This is a genomic window from Alcaligenes faecalis (assembly GCF_002443155.1).
Lineage (GTDB): Bacteria > Pseudomonadota > Gammaproteobacteria > Burkholderiales > Burkholderiaceae_B > Alcaligenes > Alcaligenes faecalis.
On record NZ_CP023667.1, the window covers coordinates 1,195,887 to 1,209,698 of the forward strand.

Annotated in this window: 12 protein-coding genes; 5 read left to right on the forward strand and 7 right to left on the reverse strand. The window is 57.6% G+C overall.

Features of this window, described 5'->3' with window-relative positions:
- Positions 1–2: 2 nt before the first annotated feature.
- Both CPY64_RS05495 and CPY64_RS05500 read right to left on the reverse strand, forming a co-directional pair.
- The gene (locus CPY64_RS05495) at positions 3–1,475 is read right to left on the reverse strand and encodes a metal-dependent hydrolase family protein (RefSeq protein WP_042489019.1); all 1,473 of its coding nucleotides are present in this window, start codon (positions 1,473–1,475) and stop codon (positions 3–5) included.
- A gap of 40 nt (positions 1,476–1,515) precedes the next feature.
- Positions 1,516–3,150: a Na+/H+ antiporter gene (locus tag CPY64_RS05500; protein WP_042489017.1), complete on the reverse strand. Its 1,635-nt coding sequence runs from the start codon at positions 3,148–3,150 to the stop codon at positions 1,516–1,518.
- Positions 3,151–3,353: 203 nt separating this feature from the next.
- Between CPY64_RS05500 and CPY64_RS05505 the strand changes: the two genes are divergently transcribed.
- The 5 genes from CPY64_RS05505 (at position 3,354) to CPY64_RS05525 (ending at position 8,779) form a co-directional block, all read left to right on the forward strand.
- The gene (locus CPY64_RS05505) at positions 3,354–3,608 is read left to right on the forward strand and encodes a YtcA family lipoprotein (protein WP_171902925.1); all 255 of its coding nucleotides are present in this window, start codon (positions 3,354–3,356) and stop codon (positions 3,606–3,608) included.
- Between the two features lie 7 nt (positions 3,609–3,615).
- On the forward strand, positions 3,616–4,665 hold the full coding sequence (mdtN, locus tag CPY64_RS05510) for a multidrug transporter subunit MdtN (RefSeq protein WP_042489011.1): 1,050 nt from the start codon (positions 3,616–3,618) through the stop codon (positions 4,663–4,665).
- Positions 4,652–6,403, forward strand: a complete 1,752-nt coding sequence (locus CPY64_RS05515; protein WP_052363042.1) for an FUSC family protein — start codon at positions 4,652–4,654, stop codon at positions 6,401–6,403. Before mdtN ends, CPY64_RS05515 begins: the two co-directional genes overlap by 14 nt.
- 315 nt (positions 6,404–6,718) lie before the next feature.
- Positions 6,719–8,098, forward strand: a complete 1,380-nt coding sequence (locus CPY64_RS05520) for an NCS2 family permease (protein WP_042489007.1) — start codon at positions 6,719–6,721, stop codon at positions 8,096–8,098.
- Between the two features lie 69 nt (positions 8,099–8,167).
- Positions 8,168–8,779 carry an HAD-IB family hydrolase gene (locus CPY64_RS05525; RefSeq protein ID WP_042489005.1) on the forward strand — a complete coding sequence of 204 codons (612 nt, stop codon included), beginning with the start codon at positions 8,168–8,170 and terminating at the stop codon, positions 8,777–8,779.
- A gap of 202 nt (positions 8,780–8,981) precedes the next feature.
- Here the strand turns inward: CPY64_RS05525 and CPY64_RS05530 are convergent, their stop codons facing one another.
- The 5 genes from CPY64_RS05530 to CPY64_RS05550 form a co-directional block, all read right to left on the reverse strand.
- The gene (locus tag CPY64_RS05530; protein WP_042489001.1) at positions 8,982–9,551 is read right to left on the reverse strand and encodes an HdeD family acid-resistance protein; all 570 of its coding nucleotides are present in this window, start codon (positions 9,549–9,551) and stop codon (positions 8,982–8,984) included.
- Between the two features lie 327 nt (positions 9,552–9,878).
- On the reverse strand, positions 9,879–10,358 hold the full coding sequence (locus tag CPY64_RS05535; RefSeq protein WP_042488998.1) for a copper chaperone PCu(A)C: 480 nt from the start codon (positions 10,356–10,358) through the stop codon (positions 9,879–9,881).
- Positions 10,359–10,378: 20 nt separating this feature from the next.
- Positions 10,379–10,996: an SCO family protein gene (locus CPY64_RS05540; protein WP_042488995.1), complete on the reverse strand. Its 618-nt coding sequence runs from the start codon at positions 10,994–10,996 to the stop codon at positions 10,379–10,381.
- Positions 10,997–11,052: 56 nt separating this feature from the next.
- The gene (locus tag CPY64_RS05545; protein WP_042488992.1) at positions 11,053–11,415 is read right to left on the reverse strand and encodes a hypothetical protein; all 363 of its coding nucleotides are present in this window, start codon (positions 11,413–11,415) and stop codon (positions 11,053–11,055) included.
- A gap of 321 nt (positions 11,416–11,736) precedes the next feature.
- Positions 11,737–13,443 carry an FMN-binding glutamate synthase family protein gene (locus tag CPY64_RS05550; RefSeq protein WP_042488989.1) on the reverse strand — a complete coding sequence of 569 codons (1,707 nt, stop codon included), beginning with the start codon at positions 13,441–13,443 and terminating at the stop codon, positions 11,737–11,739.
- Positions 13,444–13,812: the final 369 nt, after the last annotated feature.

A 13,812-nucleotide genomic window follows, 5' to 3' on the forward strand; every position in this document is an offset into this window, starting at 1 on the left:
GTTCAGGCAGGCAGGGCGTTCTTGTAAATCTTGCCGTCCTTGATGATCAGCAGCAGGTTCTGCTCGGGCTGTTCCAGAAAGCTCAGGCTTTGTTCGGGTTCACCATCAATCAACAGCAGATCGGCCAGGGCACCGGGTCGGATCACGCCCAGTTCGCCTTCGTATGGTTGGCGCAGGCCCGACAGTTGCAGCAGTCGGCCATTATCTCCGGTCGCCATTTTCAGCACTTTGAGCGGATTGTAAAAACGGGTCAGCTTGGACAGCATGCGGCCGTGGTGGGGCAGGTGGGCGGGGGTGAACAGAATGTCGGTGCCCCAGGCCGTCTGGATCTGGTATTTGTCTGCCAGTTCGTAAGCGCGCACGGTTCCCACGGCCACTTGTTGCTGCTTGGCCTTACTGCGCGGGTCGTGCTGGACGTTGGCATCTTCATCGGCCAGAAAGGGTTGCAGGCTCCACCATACGCCTTCGCCTGCCATCATGCGGGCGGTTTCTTCGTCGGCAAGCTGACCATGCTCGATGGATTTCACGCCTGCCTTGATCGCACGCTGGATACCACGGGCGCAATACACATGCACCATCACGTAAGTCCCCCAGTCGTTGGCGGCACCCACGGCGGCGCGCAGTTCGGCATCGCTAAATTGCAGTCCTTCCAGCGGGTCGTACAAGGAGGTGACACCGCCCCCGGCCATCAGCTTGATCTGGCTGGCACCCAGCATCAGTTGCTCACGCACACGGCGCAGGACCTGATCGGCACCATCGGCAATGCAAGTGACGCCTGCTCGTTCGGTGTGGCTCAGCTCGCCTTCTGCGCGTGGGACTTCGTAGCGCATACGGAAGTCCGCATGGCCGCCGGTTTGCGCAATCATGGCGCCGCTGGGGTAGATGCGCGGGCCATGCAGCAGGCCCATATCAATGCCGCGTTTCAGGGAGAAGCTGGGGCCTCCGGCATCGCGCACGGTGGTAAAACCGCGCAGCAAGGTGCGTTCGGCTTCCTTGCTGGCAATCAAATGCAGGTCGGCGGGGTCGGCCATCATGGCGGTCATCTGGTCGACAGCGCACAGCAGGCTATGCCAGTGGGCATCGATCAGGCCAGGCATCAGGACCTTGTTCTGGCAGTCCATGACGGTGGCGTCGGCCGGAATCTCGGCAAGGGGCATGACAGCGCTAATACGACCCTGATCGATCTGGACGGCCAGCCCTTTCTTCAGCTCTGTTGTTTCCCCATCAAACAGGCGCAGATTACTCAGAATCAGTTTGGGAGCCAGAGCCAGAGGCTTTTGATCCAGAGCATTATTGGACTGAAAGGCCGGGCTTGCGGGGGTGGCGCTGGGTGCAAAGCTGGCTGCTGCGCTCAAGCGCTTGTGGATGAAGGGAATGGACGGGTGGGCGCAAACGCAGGCAGGCAAGCCGTGACGGTAAGCTTGGCGTTGTTGGCGCAGGGCAGGGGACTGGCCCAGGTAAGAATAAGTCTGCATGGCGTCCTAAAAATCAAAGATAAATGAAAGGAAGGCGGACTCAAGACATACGCAGTTCGATCAGGTCCAGCAGGCGGACTCTTTCGCGAGCGATTTCATCGGATATCTGGTGTGTGCGAGCTAGAGTGTAAACGGCATCACGCGCGGCATGGATGGCCCGGATTTGCATGTCTTTTTCCAGTGCTTGTTCTGCCAGACCCTGCTCGCCTCCCTCTTCCTGGGGGCTGTGAGCAATATTGCTCAGAACTCGATCGGCCATGGCCGTATAACGGGCTCCTGACGACTCGGGATTGTGGGCAATCAGCTCATTCAAGGTTTGCGCCACCGATTGGGCGCTGGCGTGACGCACTGCTTGCTCGGCCCGTTCCTCTTGTTCCTGGCGTCGACGCAGGGCAGGGAAGGAGACTCGTTTCATTATGGGGGGCAAGGCCAGGCTGGCTGTCAGCAGTGACACGATAATGACCACAGAGGCCAGGAAAATAGCCAGATCCCGGGCAGGAAAAGGACTGCCATCGGCTAGAGTGAGCGGCAAGGTCATGACACCGGCCAAGGTGACGGCACCCCGTACCCCTGCAATGGACAGCACCAGCACCAGGCGCGGATTGGCTTGTGCGGTTTCGGCATCATGATGCAGGCCCAGCAGGGACAGGCCGCGTCTTAGCCACAGGTAGGCGTAAACGCATAAAAAGCGCAGCAAAATCAGGGTGGTACACATGGCGACCGCATAGACCAGCAGCCAGGCTGGATTGTGGTGGCCAGTCTCTTGGACAACTTGTACCGCTCCGCGAAAGATAGCCGGTAGTTGCTCGCCCAGCAGGACGAACATCATGCCATTCAGGCTAAGTTGCAGGGTGTCCCAGACGGTTTTACGCTGCATGCGCGTGGCCGCCAGTGCATTGCCCGAGAGCTCGGCATAGCTCATGGTCACGCCTGCCGCGACAGCGGCCAGAATGCCGGAGGCCTCCATTTGTTCGGCCAGGAAATAAGACGCAAAGGGCAGGAGCAGACTGAACAGAACTTCTGGCCCTGGCTCTTCGCCCCAGCGGCGTACAAAGAGATTACGCAGAAACAGCAGGGCGCGTGTGGTCACCACACCAACGACCAGACCGGCCAGCGTTAGCCACAGGAAGTTCTGGCTGGCAGAGGTGATGGAAAAAGATCCACCCAGCGCCAGGGCGACAGCCAGTCGAAACGCAACCAGACCGCTGGCATCATTGAACAGCGATTCACCCTCCAGCAAAGCCTGTAGCCGTGGAGGCAGAGGCACGCGGCGGGTAATGGCCGAAACGGCGACTGGGTCAGTAGGCGAGACGATGGCGGCCAAGGCAAAGGCCACGGGCAAAGGCATGGCAGGAATGAGCCAATGCAGAACGTGGCCTAATCCGAATACCGTTAAGAAAACCAGGATGAAGGCCAGAACCAGAATGCCGATTCGGTCCCGAATTAAACTTTCCTTGGAAATGCGCCAGCCGTCCAGAAATAATAAGGGTGGCAGAAAAAGATAAAAGAACAGATCCGGATTCAGGGTCATTCCATGATTGAACCAACCGGCAATCAGAAAGCCGAGCAGAATCTGTACGAGAGGGGCAGGGATGGCAACAGGTATTATCTTGACCACGCTGTTGCTGATTAAAACCGCGGCCAGCATGCTTAAAGTCAGGTTTACGTCATCCATGGCAACTCTGTGTAAATAACTAAGGTTATCGAGACCCTATCAGAAAGATGGTTGTCACTATACTCGTGAAAATGATAGATACACAGTTGCTTAATCTGGCAGGGATATAAAGGATGTATTTGAAAAGGCTCAGGTACAATTCTTCGCTGCGATCCGGGCGCAGTGCGCTGATCGGTTTAACACTAATCAGGGAGATGCCACGCATGCGTGCGCTACTAGCCGGTCTGGCTGCCTTGCCCTTGTTGGGGGGATGTTCTCTTGCACCGTCGGTTTATATGGCGGGTTCGTATTTCCCGGCCTGGCTGGTGTGCGTGCTGGGAGCCGTGCTGCTGACCTTGCTGATACGTTGGGGACTGATCCGCGCAGGTGTGGATGATGCCCTGCCCATGCGTTTGCCTGTCTATGCCTGTCTGACACTGGCACTGACCTTTGCCGCACTTCTTCTTTTTTTCGAGTGACTGAGCCATGACCCAGGCACAGAAATCCTCCCCCCGTAAAGGCGCTGCCCGCCTGTTGAGCGTGCTGATTGTTGTTGCCGCCATTGTCTTGGCATGGTGGTATTTGCAGCGCTCAGCCAACAACCCCTTGTCCGAAGACGCGGTGATCGGCGCCGATGTGGTGCATATCTCCAGCTCCCTGCCCGGACAGATTGAGCGCATGGTCGTGCGTGACGGCCAGTTCGTTCGCCGTGATGAATTGCTCTTTACCGTGGACCCGGTGTTTTATCAGCTGCGTCTGGAACAGGCCCAGGCTGAACTGGCGCTGGCCCAGGCGACGCTGGACATGAAGCAGCGCGCCGTGCGGGCAGAAGGGCATAACGCCGTGATTGCGGATGATCAGATCACCCGCGCAAAAACCAATTTGGCGATGGCGACACAAAGCCAGCGTCGCTTGGCAAACCTGGCGGCCAAGGGCTATGTGTCCCAACAGCAATTGGATGAAGCCAATACCTTGCTGCGCGATGCTCAAGTCACACTGAAACAGGCCACGGAGCAATCCGGTGCGGCTCAGGCTCTGGTCGGCAATACGCAGGCAGAGGAAGCTATGGTGCAAGCGCGTCAGGCGGGTCTGGCGATGGCCCAGCGTGATCTGGAACATACCCAGGTCAAGGCACCGCACAATGGCCGGATTGTGGGTTTGCGTACCGGCGCGGGCGAACATTTAATGCCCGGCACCTCCGTCTTTACCTTGCTGGATACGGACTCCTGGTATGTCACGGGCATGTACCGGGAAACGGATCTGAAAGAGATCAAACCCGGTACATGCGCCACCGTGTATGTGCTGTCTGATCCTTCGCGCAAGCTCTCGGGCAAGGTCGAGGAGATTGGTTGGGGCGTCAGCAGTCAAGAGCAGATCAATCTGCCTCGCAGCCTGCCCTATATTCAAAAATCCATGAATTGGGTACGGGTGGCACAACGCTTTCCGGTACGTATCCGTCTGGATGCCCCGCCCGAGGATCTGATGCGCATGGGTGCGTCTGCCACCACCATCATTCATCGCGATGGCGACTGCTAAGATCGGTTTGTCGGGTCTGACGCGGCTGGTCTGGCAAGACTTGCAGCCCACCCCTGGCCGTCTGGCGCAAAGCTGGCGAGTGGCCGTGCTGTGCGCCCTGATGGTGTTGCTGGCCATGAACTACGGCATCCCCGAGTCTGCCGTCAGCTGCTTTGTGATCTTCTTTGTGATGAAGTCTGACGCTGGGGAAAGCTCGGTGCTGGCGCTGGCCCTGGTGGTGCTGGTGTCTATTGTGGTGCTGCTGATGGTGCCACTGATTCAGGTCACGATTCAGTATCCGGCCTGGCGTTTGCTGGCCATGGTGCTGACGTCCTTTGTGCTGCTGTTTTTAGGGGTCGCCAGCAAGCTGGGGCCCTTGGGCGGCATTATTGCCTTGGTCATCGCTTTTGTGCTGACCTTGCTGGGCTATGTGCCCTTTGGCGAAATTGCTACCCGCGCCGTGCTTTATGCCTGGTTGATGACCTGCGCCCCCATGGGCCTGGTGCTGATCTTCAACCTTTGCTTTGGCTTGTACCCGCATAAGGTGCTGCGTCGTGAACTGGCCGCGCGCTTGCGTTTGGCGGCACAGGGTTTGATGGGGCAGGCCGATACGCAGGATTTGTGGGACGAGCTGGCGTTGGGAGTCAGCGCACAACAAAAGCGACTGGGCTGGATAAGGTTGTTTCGTTTGCGAACGGCACAAGAGCAGGCGGATCTGGATCAGGCCATTTTGAATAGCTACCGGGCCTTGCTGGCGGTTGCCGTCCTGCGCGATCAGCATCTGGACAATGAGCAGGCCACGGCGTTTGCCCAGATCTGCGAGCGCAGCGCGCAGGATATTGAACAAGGCCGCCTGCCGCAGATAGACGATCTGCCCGAGCTGCCTGCTTGCAGCTCTTTGGCCGTACAGGATTTGCGCGATGCCTTGCTGGCTTTGTCGGGTGCGGTATCCATTGGCAAGGCGGACCCGGAGCATGGCTCTTTCATGGTGCCCGATGCCTTTAGCAATCCGGTGTATCAGCACCATGCCTTGAAGGCGACGGCCGCTGCCGTGCTTTGTTATCTGATCTACAGCGCGGCAGACTGGCAGGGCATTCATACGGCCATGATCACCTGCTACGTGGCCGCCTTGGGTTCCACCGGGGAAACCGTACACAAGCTGGCCTTGCGGATTGTGGGCTGTTTGCTGGGGGCGGCGCTAGGCTTTATCACCATCCTGTTTGTGATGCCGCATCTGCTGGATATTGGTGGCTTGATGGTTGTGGTCTTCCTGGTCTCCTTGTTGGGGGCCTGGGTGTTCTACGGTCCCGAGCGTATTTCCTATGCCGGTATTCAAATTGCCTTTGCTTTTTATCTGGTGACCTTGCAGGGTTTTGGTCCCAGCTTTGATCTGGATTCGGCTCGGGATCGCGTGATCGGCATTTTGCTGGGTAATGCAGTCATGTACGTGATGTTTACCCAAATCTGGCCCGTCAGTATTGCGGGCTCGGTGCGTCAGCGTCTGGCCAAGGCTTCTGAAAGCTTGATGGGGCTGGGAGCCTTGTGGCAAGAGCGTCCGGCCCAGGCCGTGCAGCAGTCGGCCAGTGTGGCCCAGGAGCTGTCGGCAGCCAAGTACGGTTTGGCCTTGATGCAGCTGGAACCAGAGGGCTTGCGTCCGGACGAGCAGCAGGCCCGGGACATGCAAACCCAATGGCAGGAACTGCGCCAGCAGTTCATCGGGCAGGCCTACCTGCCTGTGTCCAGCCGCCGAAGCGATTGATAACCCTCATTACCTAGAGGTGATTTTCCTGTCTTTGACGGCTCGTAGAATGAGCCTCACTTCCCATTATCGGGATCAAAAGAAGCGCCGCAAAGGCCTCGGTTCGGTCGGAGACACCCCCGTATACCTTCTTCTTTCTGCCTATGTCTGCCTCTTGTTGCGGGCAGGGCAGGACTCGTCTTTGCTCGGCTTTTTCTTTGATTCAGCTTGTGAGAAGTCTCTTGCCCCTTTGGGGCTGGAACTGTCCATTACTGATTCCTGATGACGGCAACGCACCGTTTCAGACATCACAATACTGATAAAGGAGCATGAAGTATGGCTGAGCAAGAATCCGCATTGCGGCCAGGGCAGGAGGCCCTGGTCCCTCCGGTTGCTGGCGGTTGGTTGCAAAAACATTTTGCTTATAAAGAGCGCGGCAGCTCCTTGCGCCAGGAAGTCCTGGCGGGGCTGACTACCTTTCTGGCAATGGTGTATTCCGTCTTTGTGGTGCCCTCCATGCTTGGCAAGGCGGGCTTTGATACCTCGTCGGTTTTTGTGGCCGTGTGTCTGACCAGTGCCTTTGGCTCTTTGCTGATGGGGCTGTGGGCGAATCTGCCGATTGCAGTGGGCTGTGCCTTGTCCTTGACCGCATTTTTGGCCTTTGACCTGGTGCTCGGGCAGCAACTTAGCCCGGCGGTCGCTTTGGGGGCCGTGTTCCTGATGGGCCTGATCTTTACCCTGATTTCCGCCACCGGGATTCGCACCTGGATTTTGCGCAATCTGCCTTTGGGCATTGCGCATGGCACGGGTATCGGGATTGGCCTGTTCCTGCTGATGATCGCCTCCAACGAGGTGGGCCTGGTCACCCGCAATACCGGCGCCGGTCTGCCGGTTGCCTTGGGGGATGTCACGTCCATGCCGGTATGGCTGAGCGTGCTGGGTTTGGCAGCCATTTTTGGCCTGGAGCGCCGTCGCGTCACGGGCGGTATCTTGCTGGTGATTCTGGGGCTGTCGGCGGTGGGTTTGGTCTTCGATCCCAATGTGCGCTTTACCGGCTTGTTTGCCATGCCTAGCCTGTTGGGCGAGAACTCCTTGATCGGCGCAATGGATATAGGTGGGGCTCTGAATGCCGTGGTCTTGCCCAGCGTGCTGGCGTTGGTGATGACGGCGGTGTTTGATGCTACCGGCACGATTCGTGCGGTGGCGGGCAACGCCGGGCAATTGGACAAGGATGGCCAGATTATCAATGGTAGCCGTGCCCTGACGACGGACTCGCTCAGCTCCTTGGTCTCGGCCAGTTTGGGCGCCTCGCCTGCCGCGGCCTATATTGAATCTGCAGCGGGGACGGCAGCAGGTGGCCGTACTGGCCTGACGGCCGTGGTGGTCGGTCTGGGCTTTTTGATGCTGATCTTCCTGTCGCCTTTGGCTGGACTGGTGCCTTCCTATGCGACTGCGCCTGCCCTGATGTACGTAGGCTTGCTGATGCTCGGCGGCGTGCGCCATCTGAATACCGATGATACGGTCGATACCATGGCGGGTCTGGTGTGTGCCGTGTTTATCGTGCTGACCGTCAATATCGTCACGGGTATCATGCTGGGCTTCTGCACGCTGGTACTGGGCCGTCTGTTCGCCGGCGAATTACGCCGCCTGAATGTGGGTACCGTTTTGATTGCACTGGCTTTGGCCGTGTTCTACCTGGGTGGCTGGGCCTTGTAAGGCTGTACTTGGGAAGGGCGGGCGTTCCCCTTTACACTAGCCCTTTTTCTGAAAACCAAAGGGGCACCTGTGCTGGTCGCATTTGATTTTGATGGCACGATTACAGACCGAGACAGCCTGCAGGACTTCATACGTCGCATGCGAGGCTGGCCGGTCTGTTTTCGTGCCTATTTGGCGTGTGTGCCCCGTGTCTTGGTGTGGGATCGCGGTCCGCAGCGTCGTCAGGCGATCAAGCATCGGTTTTTGCGCAGTGCCCTGGGTGGCTTGAGCCGGGAGCAGGTTCAGGTTTTGGCGGACACCTATGTGCGGGATTACGTGCCGCAGATAGTCCGCCCTGAAATGATGGAACGGGTCCGGGCCCACCGGGAGCGGGGCGATACGGTGGTGATGGTCAGCGCCTCGCCGTCCATTTATTTGCAGCCTTGGGCAAAGGCACAGGGGATGGCTCAGGTGCTGGCGACAGAGCTGGCCTTTGATGATCAGCAAGGTTGTGTGGGCATGGCCAGTGCAAATTGCTGGGGACAAGAGAAGGTCAATCGTCTTCAGGCCTGGCTGGGAGATAAACCCGTGGCGCTGGACATGGCTTATGGTGATAGTCCGGGCGATGCGCAGATGCTGGCGCATACGCGTCAGCCCTGGTTGCGGGGACGGGATCAGGCTTTACCGAAACTGGAAGCCTAGTACGCGATTTTACGGCTTCTCCCGTTCGGTTTGAGTATCAGACTCAGGAGCCTGGGAGCAGGTCCAAAGCCCAGTGCTAGAGATCAAAATAGCAAAATGCCCGACCAGAAACTGATTCTGGTCGGGCATTTTTTTGGAGCCATTTGTAGTGATTGAATCGGCGGAGATCAAACCAGGCAGTGGTTTGATTCTGGCCGATGGTTCAGTTCTGATTGCGCTTGATCGCCATACCAATCAACAAGCTGGCCCAACCTTGTGTCAGCAAATCTATACCCAGGATCAGTCCCAGAATCCATACGCTATTGCCGGGCCAGCCTGCAGCAATGATCAAACCGGCTGCCAGTGTAATCAGGCCGGAGAAAGCCATCCAGCCGCCGCCTGCCTGGGCCCGATTCTGGAACCAGATCCAGAGTCGGAATGCGCCGGAGGCAATCAGGAAGGCGCCAAAAATCAGAGTCAGGACGGTGGCACCTACCAAGGGGTTGCTAATGGCAATCAGACCGGCGAACAAGTACAAAATACCGCTCAGGCTCCAGAACAGAAAGCCGCGCCAGCCTTTGGAACTCCATGCATGAGCCAGATGCAGCACGCCGCCTATGCTCATCAGGATGCCGACATACACCACGCTGGCAACCGTGGCACCAACCACGTAGATCAAGGCGATCAGACCCAAAATGATCAGGGCAATGCCCAAACCGATAAACCATCCAGGTTTCAGGGGCAGTTGACGTAGCAACTCAGAGCGATTGTTGTCATGTGGACTTAAGGCCATCTATGTACTCCTTGCAAGGTTAAACCGACGCTACGGTCTTAACTTTACTCCAGACCTGGGCAAGGGCCTAGTGATAGGCAAGGAGACTGCGCCAGAAACACGAAGGCCCTACCGTTGCGGTAGGGCCTATGGGCCGCTCTGGCGGCGGTGAACTGTCATGATGACAGTTTGGGAAAGCTGTGTTTCAGACAGCTTACTGACACTATGTCAGTGGTTTCAATGTACGTTAGCCAATCAAAACCAGCCAATTATGGAAAACCCGGAAGTCTGAAACAAAGCCCTTCAAACCGTTTAAACAGGCGGCTTGAAGGGGCAGGAGACATGGCTTTAGTGGCCGTGTGCGCCCTGGTGACCCTGGCCAGCCTTGGTGTTCAAGGCACGGACCGGAGCGCTGATTTTCAGCTCTTCCTTCTGACCGGCGGCGTTCTGGATGTCCAGGGTGAGATCCACGGAGCTGCCTGTCTCAACCTGCTTGTCCAGACCCAGCAGCATGATGTGGTAACCACCGGGCTTCAGTTCCACAGCCTTGCCAGCGGGCAGGTCGATTTTTTCGACCTGGCGCATGCGCATGACTTCATTTTCCATGGCCATTTCGTGCACTTCCACCTGTTTGCTCAGGCTGCTGCTGGCACCCAGCAACTGAGCGTTGTCAGTGGATTGCAGCACCATGAAGGCGCCGGTGGCTTGCTGGCCGGGAACCGTGGCGCGGACCCAGGGATCGGTCACGGTGACTTCGGCCTGGGCCAGGGTGGGCAGACTCAGCAAGGCGGCCAGGGAGAAAAGAGAGCTAGCAATAGTACGTTTCATGTTGGTAATCCTGTTGAGGTTCACTTGCTCAAAGCCAGTACCTGGCGGATATCAGCCACGGCCTCTTCAGCCGTTTGCGTGTGACGCAGGGCGATCTGCAACTTGCCTTGCGTGTCGTACACATAGGTCAAGGCGCTGTGGTCCATGGTGTAGCTGGAGCCGGTAGGAACCTTTTGGTAGAAGACTTTGAAGTCGCTGGCGGTCTTGGCCAGCTCTTCTTCGGTGGGACGCAGGGCCACAAAACCGGGGTCGAAAGCCTGCATGTAGGCACGTAGCAGTTCGGGCGTATCGCGCTCCGGGTCAATAGAGATAAACAAGACTTGCAGCTTGTCGCCATCCTCGCCCAGCTGTTCCTTGATCTCGACGGCACGGGTCAGTGCTGTCGGGCAGACGTCGGGGCATTGAGTGAAGCCAAAGAAGATCAGCACGATCTTGCCGCGATAGTCGGCCATGGTGCGACGTTGGCCTTCGGTATCGAGCAAGCTGAAATCCTTGGCAAAGTCGGCACTGCTCATGTCCACACCTTCCAGATTACGAAAGGCAGGCTGCTTGGGGGCCTTGTCGCCGCAGGCGCTCAGGACCAAAGGAGTCGCCAGCATGGCAAGCAGCAGCTGGCGGCGTGAGAAGGAGGCGTTCATAGAAATATCCCGCTAATTGACAACATAGGGTGGCTGCGCCGGGCAGCCGAGGCTGGTCAGGAAACGAGCGAGGAGGGAGGCCCGCGCGCACTCAGGGGCGGGCCCGTCAGGGGAAGAACGGGAGCCGCCGCCTGTTGGGCAGTGTCCCAGGTAAATCGTGGTGTAGGTGTCAGATTCCAGGCAGGGCCGGGATCATCATTCAGGGCTTTTTGTGCCTGGGCCTGGGCGAACAGACAGGCCGCATGCAGGCTGTGTTGCTCGTCGTGCTGCGGGCCGTTGGGCAACTGGCTGCTCCATTGGGCCAGGAAGGGATCACCCTGAACGCACAGACTGAGCGCGGCCGCATTGGCCGGATCGGCGCTGGGCATGTAGCCATTGGGGATCAGGCCACGCAAAAACAGGGCGCAGATTGCCAGCACCAGTAAAAACCGGCTGCGAGTACCTGAGAAGGGGAATACGCAGTGCCTGACCATGATCAGAGCATTCTAGTACAGATGGAAATTTGTTTGCCCAGATTCTGTGGCACAGTAGACGCCTATCATCAAGGAGCTTGATATGCGACAGATAGGTGGGGTGCTGAGCGCCTTGGTCATGGTCTTGGGACTGGCGGCGTGCTCAAGCCCGAACCGTTCCGATGACAGCAGCTGGAGTCGGCCGTCGGGCGTTGAAGTTTACGGGGAAATGGATGCGGGGGTAGGGACGCGGCGGCAGTCCCACTAGGGAGACTGCCGCTTGCAGCGTTAAGCCAGGGCTTGGCCTGCGCTGTCAGCTGCATCCTGTTTTTTCACGATATCTTCAGGATCAGCTTCATCATTCAAGTGCGACAAGGCTTTGCTCAGGCTGTAGGCCGGTTCAAAGGAGTCGGGGTTGGCCATGGGCCAGCCCACGCGGAAAATCGTTTGACGATAGTGGCCGCGCAAGAGCTCGCCTTTTTTCAGATCCGGGAACAGGGCCGACATCACGCGCACTTCGCCGTTGCTGATGCGACGGGCAATATGGTGAGGGCGTAGCTGGTCCGGGTGTTCCAGGCCAGCGGCGCCCAGCAATTCAGCCAGTGCCTTGAGCGTATTGCCGTGGAAACTGGCCACGCGCAGGGATTTGTCATCCACCACCAGGGCTTTTTGACGTTGCGGATCTTGTGTTGCCACGCCGGTCGGGCATTTGTCGGTATGACAGGCTTGAGCCTGAATGCAGCCAACGGCAAACATGAAGCCGCGTGCGCTATTGCACCAGTCGGCACCCAGGGCCATGATGCGAGCCATATCAAACGCGCTGATGATCTTGCCCGAGGCGCCCAGACGGATTTGCTCGCGCAAACCGATACCCACCAGCGTGTTATGAACCAGGCGCAACGCCTCGCGCAAGGGGGTGCCGACGTGGTCAATGAATTCCACGGGGGAGGCACCTGTACCACCTTCAGCACCATCGACCACAATAAAGTCCGGTGTAATGCCTGTTTTCAGCATGGCTTTGGCAATGGCAAACCATTCCCAGGGGTGCCCGATACAGAGCTTGAAGCCCACGGGTTTGCCACCGGACAAGGTACGTAGCCTGGCCACAAATTCCAGCAGTTCTACAGGGGAGTGGAAAGCACTATGGCTCGCTGGCGAGTTGCAGTCCACGCCTTCTGGCACACCGCGCGCCAGGGCAATTTCAGGCGAAACCTTGGTGCCGGGCAAGATGCCGCCGTGGCCGGGTTTGGCCCCTTGCGACAGCTTGATTTCAATCATCTTGACGTGATCCTGGGTAGCGCGCTCGGCAAAGCGTTCGGGCGAGAAGTTGCCGTGCTCATCGCGGCACCCAAAATAACCCGAGCCAATATTCCAGATCAGATCGCCACCGTGGCGCAGGTGATAGGTGCTGATACCGCCTTCGCCTGTGTCATGAGCAAAATTGCCCATCTTGGCCCCTTTGTTCAGGGCCAGAATGGCATTGGCCGACAGAGCCCCGAAACTCATGGCTGAAATATTCAGCACCGACAGCGAATAAGGCTTGGTACAGTCCGGCCCGCCCACATCAATGCGGAACTGCGAGTCCTTGATGTGCTTGGGGGTCATGGAGTGGTTGATCCACTCGTAGCCATTGTTATAGACCTCCTGATGGGTACCAAAAGGCTGCTTGTCGATTTCTTGTTTGGCGCGCTGGTACACCAGGGAGCGGTCGGCACGCGAGAAGGGCAGTTGTTGCTCATCGCCTTCCAGAAAGTACTGGCGAATTTCCGGGCGAATGGCTTCAAAAATGAAGCGCAGATTGCCAATAACCGGGTAGTTGCGACGAATGGCGTGACGAGTTTGAGTGATGTCCACCAAGCCCTGAATGCACAGGGCCAGCCCTGGTATCGCCAGCCATAGCCAGCTTGCGCTTCTGAACAAGGAAAGCAGCAAGAAAAGGGCGGTCAGGCCAATGATGATGTAGAAGGCGGTGTAGCGTGTCAGCCACTTTTGCATAAAGACTCCTGCCAAGAAAACGGGGTGAGAGGCAGGATTTAGGGTACCTGCCCATCAGGCTGCCAACATCATAGAACGCTGCCGTACGGTTTGACCATGCCTGGACAGCGATAGTTTATGAAAACTAACAATGAAAAATTTTGTGACTGACCAAAGGATGAATGAGCGTGGATTGTTGAGCCATCAAAGGCTGGATGGCGTGCGGAGAAACTGCTGCGCCGCAGCATGAGATGGATGTTTTTACCTCATGGCTCATGCTTGAGTGCCTGGATAGAAACGGCAGGAAACAGGGCATTCAGCCGTCTGTAATTGAATAGGTAGGTAAGCTATCTATATAATCATGCTTTAGCTACTGTTCGGTTTCCCTTT

Coding starts and splice junctions, on each gene's coding strand:
- CPY64_RS05495 (WP_042489019.1), bottom strand. CDS start 1,475: ATGCAGACTTATTCTTACCTGGGCCAGTCCCCTGCCCTGCGCCAACAA.
- CPY64_RS05500 (WP_042489017.1), bottom strand. CDS start 3,150: ATGGATGACGTAAACCTGACTTTAAGCATGCTGGCCGCGGTTTTAATC.
- CPY64_RS05505 (WP_171902925.1), top strand. CDS start 3,354: ATGCGTGCGCTACTAGCCGGTCTGGCTGCCTTGCCCTTGTTGGGGGGA.
- mdtN (WP_042489011.1), top strand. CDS start 3,616: ATGACCCAGGCACAGAAATCCTCCCCCCGTAAAGGCGCTGCCCGCCTG.
- CPY64_RS05515 (WP_052363042.1), top strand. CDS start 4,652: ATGGCGACTGCTAAGATCGGTTTGTCGGGTCTGACGCGGCTGGTCTGG.
- CPY64_RS05520 (WP_042489007.1), top strand. CDS start 6,719: ATGGCTGAGCAAGAATCCGCATTGCGGCCAGGGCAGGAGGCCCTGGTC.
- CPY64_RS05530 (WP_042489001.1), bottom strand. CDS start 9,551: ATGGCCTTAAGTCCACATGACAACAATCGCTCTGAGTTGCTACGTCAA.
- CPY64_RS05535 (WP_042488998.1), bottom strand. CDS start 10,358: ATGAAACGTACTATTGCTAGCTCTCTTTTCTCCCTGGCCGCCTTGCTG.
- CPY64_RS05540 (WP_042488995.1), bottom strand. CDS start 10,996: ATGAACGCCTCCTTCTCACGCCGCCAGCTGCTGCTTGCCATGCTGGCG.
- CPY64_RS05550 (WP_042488989.1), bottom strand. CDS start 13,443: ATGCAAAAGTGGCTGACACGCTACACCGCCTTCTACATCATCATTGGC.